Source organism: Pinirhizobacter sp., assembly GCF_035317885.1.
Lineage (GTDB): Bacteria > Pseudomonadota > Gammaproteobacteria > Xanthomonadales > Rhodanobacteraceae > Pinirhizobacter.
In genome coordinates this window covers 1-3,665 of the sequence record NZ_DATHFX010000152.1, presented here as the reverse complement: position 1 = coordinate 3,665, position 3,665 = coordinate 1, and the positions used below count along the sequence as shown (strand labels likewise).

Sequence of the window (3,665 nt, the reverse complement as noted above, 5' to 3'; positions counted from 1 at the left end):
ATTGAGAGCCCGTCGATAGTCGCCGATAGTGGACGCCTGCCCGGCATCCGACACACGCGATGCACCCATGGGCCAGTTCCAAAGAACAACGGAGACTCAAGATGACCTCGATGAATTTCACCCGAAAGGATCCGCCGCAATGGCTGCTTGATTTCTGGAAGGAGATCGATGACAAAACATTCGGCAACGGTTTCGACTGCTTCGCCGACGACGCAGTATGCAACCTCGGCGTGGCCGACTGGCACGGCCGCGACACCATCCGGAATAACCTGCGGCAATTCATCGACCGCGGCTTCACGGCCCATCACGACGTGGTGGAGTATTGGGATGGCGGGTCCATCAAGATGTTCCATGGCAAGGTGCGGATGACCTTCGACGACAAAAGCCCTCCGGTGGTGCGCCCCACCATGACGCACTTCTTCTACATGGACCAGAACGACCCCACCAAGGTCAGCCGCTGGCTGGGTGCCGTCGGCCCAACGGAGTTCTAAAGGAACGTGCCGTGATCTCCAGGACCCAAACCCAGGCAGCCGGTGGTGAACTTGGCCGGCTGCTCCGCCACTGGCGCGACCTGCGCGGGAAAAGCCAGAACGAGCTATCGCTCGATACGGAGATATCCCAGCGGGCAGGAGCTTCGCGTGGAATGCATGTTCCCGATGGACGAATCCACCGAAACGCTGCACATGGAACTGATGGACGCCACTACACCTCGGACGGCGACACCGTCTTGACGTCTGCCGGCGCTTCCTCCGCCTGATGCAGGTGCGCCAGCAACGCATCCAGCGGCAGCGGATGCGAAAACAGGAATCCCTGCAGGAAATCGCAACCGTGGTCGCGCAGCCACGCGTGCTGGCTTTCCGTCTCCACGCCTTCGGCCACCACGGTAAGGTCCAGGCTGTGGCTAAGGCCGATCATAGCCAGGCAAATCGACGCCGAGCGCGGATCGCTATCGACTTCCTGGATGAACGCGCGGTCGATCTTCACGCTGTTGATCGGCAGGTTCTTAAGATACGCCAGGCTGGAAAAGCCGGTACCGAAATCGTCCAGCGCAACGCGGATGTCCCGCGATTGCAGCGCATGCATGGTGCGGCGGGCGAGGTCGCGGTAGCGCATGAGCGAGCTTTCGGTCAGCTCGATGTGCAGGGCGCCGGGACGAAGGCCGAAATTTTCCCCGACACGGGCAATTTCCTGGGCAAGATCGGTGCGGGCGAACTGGATGGCCGAGACATTCACCGCGATGGAAAGCCGGCCCCACCCGGCCGCCGTCAGCGCCTTGTGTGCGGCGGCAGCACGGCGCAACACCCAGCTGCCGAGCGGCAGGATCAGGCCGGTCTCCTCGCACAACGGGATGAATTCCGAAGGTGGAATCATGCTGCCATCGGCCTGCGGCCAGCGCACCAGCGCTTCGAGCATCACGATGTTGCCGGTGAGTGCGCTCATCACCGGCTGGAAATGCAACTGCAGGTCGTTGCCCTCGATGGCATCGCGCATGCGCGCGGTCATCTGCAGGCGCAGGCGCGAACGATCGGCCATGGCAGGTTCGAAGCGGCGCACCGTACCTTCAGCCACCCCCGCTTCCTGCGCAGCGAGGGCTGCGTTGCCCACGACCTTCTCTGCATGGGTGCCATCGTCCGGGTACGAGGCCAGCCCCAGCCGGGCGTCGAGCTGGTGTACCGCAGCCTCGGAAGATACCGGCTCCGTAGCGGCAGCGAGCAAGGCCGCCAGGGCTTCATCGTGGCGCGAACGGTCGAACATCGCCACCACGAAGGTCTCGCCCGGGCGGTGGGCTACCTGGCCAAACTTGGCGCCCAGGGATTCAAAGCGCGCTGCCACTGCCTTCAATACATCGCGGCCGATCGACACACCGAACGTATCGGTGATCACGTCCAGGCCGCGCAACTGGATATAGGCAAGGTCGTACCACGAGCGCGACGCTTCCATGCGGTCGAGGTCTTCGACCAGGGCGTCGAGGTTGTGCAAGCCCGTGAGCGGGTCGTGCGTGGCGCGATAGGCCAGGTGTTCCTGCGCCGTCATGCGCTCGGTGATGTCGCCGATGGTGCCGGTGAGCGTGACCACGCCGTCCTCCTCCACCAATGATCCGGTGGACGAAATCCAGCGCACGGCGCCATCGGGGCGGAACACGCGGTACTGGAGAGTCACCGCACCCTCATTGGCCCACGCACGCGCCGCCCCCTCGAAGTACATCGCCTTGTCGTCGGGATGGATCATGCTGTAGAAGGTGTCGCGGTTGGTGACGATGTCGATAACGTCCAGCCCCAGGATCAACGCCGCCTGGCTCGACCACGACATGCGCGTGGAATCCTTCACGATGCTCCAGCTGCCGATATTCCCCGCCCGCTGGGCCTGCTCCAGGCGGCGACTGGTATCGGTGAGCGTGCGCACGTATTCGTCGCGCGAACGTTCCGAGGCGCGCACACGGCGATAAAGGTAGCCATAACCCAGCCAGTACAAGCCATACACCGCCACGGCCACCGCGCCGAACACGTACCAGGGCGCCAGCACCGCACGCAACGGCACGCCCACGCCCACGCGCACCGGATAGGCGTCCAGCGAACTGTTCACCACCATGCGATGCACGCCATCAATCGCGCTGACAAGATCGGTGAGATCGGTGTGCTCGCCCGAGTACAACCGTGTTATCGGCGCACCCACCAGGGTGGACGCCTGCCGGCTTCGCGCCAGGATGGTTCCGTAATAGTCCGCCACGGTCGCCACGCCCATGTGGCCGGTGGCGAGCTGGTCCACCAGGTTTTGCAGCCCGCGCGTATTAAGGCGGGCAGACAGCCAGCGCCCGTCCACCATGGGCACCACGATCGGCAGCAACCAGCGCCCATCCACTTTCTCGATGGGGCCGAAGCGCATGCCCGGCCGGGGGCCCGCCTCGCGAGAGAATACCCAGGGTGGCAGCGCGGGCTGTCCGTGGTCTACCAGCTGGATACTTTCGATCTCCGGTTGCCGCGCCGTCACCCGAACCATCAGCTGGGCAATCAAGACCGGCGCCTTGTCGGGCGTGTTGCGTTCGAACTGATCGATGTCCTGCACCACACCCGCCAGGGTGCGGTCGACGCTGCGCATCTGCTCGATGGCCAGTCGCTCGCCGCCTTCGGCCAGCGCCAGGGTACGGTCATGGGCCGCGGACAGGCGCGTTTGCCGGTCTTCCACCAGCCCGACCGCCAGGGCCACGCCCAGCAGTACGCCTAAGGCCAGCCCCACGAAACTGACGGCACGCGAAGACTGGCGCTCGAACGCAAACCTCATGGCACTACGCCCCAGGACGCCACCTGGAGGGCACCGGATCGCAAGTTGTCCCCTGCCAACACCGCCATGCGCCAACCCGCCCCGTTATGACCGGACCGCGGAATAAATATTCCGCCCGTCTATGGGGTATCGGGACGAGCCGACGATTCTTTAGATCGTGTAAGAATTTGCGTGGAGCAGGTGGCGGGCGTTTATGGTCGCGGCGCAAAATCCGCCGGTTCGCGTGCCGGTCCTGGCGCTTTGGTGCCGGGCTCCCAACGCGTGTTGCAGTCACCACACACGTAGACCCGCTTATTCACGATCAAGGGCATTTTCACCGGCAAATCAGCGCGATGCCCTTCGGTCCGACCGGTGCCGCGAGGTCCCATCGTCCGCTCGGCGACCAC

Annotated in this window: 3 protein-coding genes; 1 reads left to right on the top strand and 2 read right to left on the bottom strand. The window is 64.2% G+C overall.

Annotated elements, in window-relative coordinates:
* Window positions 1-101: 101 nt before the first annotated feature.
* Complete coding sequence (locus VK519_RS04645) at window positions 102-491, top strand: hypothetical protein (protein WP_324347964.1); 390 nt, start codon at window positions 102-104, stop codon at window positions 489-491.
* Between the two features lie 211 nt (window positions 492-702).
* Here the strand turns inward: VK519_RS04645 and VK519_RS04640 are convergent, their stop codons facing one another.
* Together VK519_RS04640 and VK519_RS04635 are read right to left on the bottom strand one after the other, a co-directional pair.
* Entirely contained in the window at window positions 703-3,279 is a 2,577-nt protein-coding gene (locus VK519_RS04640) for a putative bifunctional diguanylate cyclase/phosphodiesterase (RefSeq protein WP_324347963.1), read from the bottom strand.
* Between the two features lie 191 nt (window positions 3,280-3,470).
* Window positions 3,471-3,665, bottom strand: a 195-nt coding sequence (locus VK519_RS04635) for a hypothetical protein (RefSeq protein ID WP_324347962.1), incomplete at its 5' end; no start/stop codon positions are given.

Coding starts and splice junctions, on each gene's coding strand:
- VK519_RS04640 (WP_324347963.1), bottom strand. CDS start 3,279: ATGAGGTTTGCGTTCGAGCGCCAGTCTTCGCGTGCCGTCAGTTTCGTG.
- VK519_RS04645 (WP_324347964.1), top strand. CDS start 102: ATGACCTCGATGAATTTCACCCGAAAGGATCCGCCGCAATGGCTGCTT.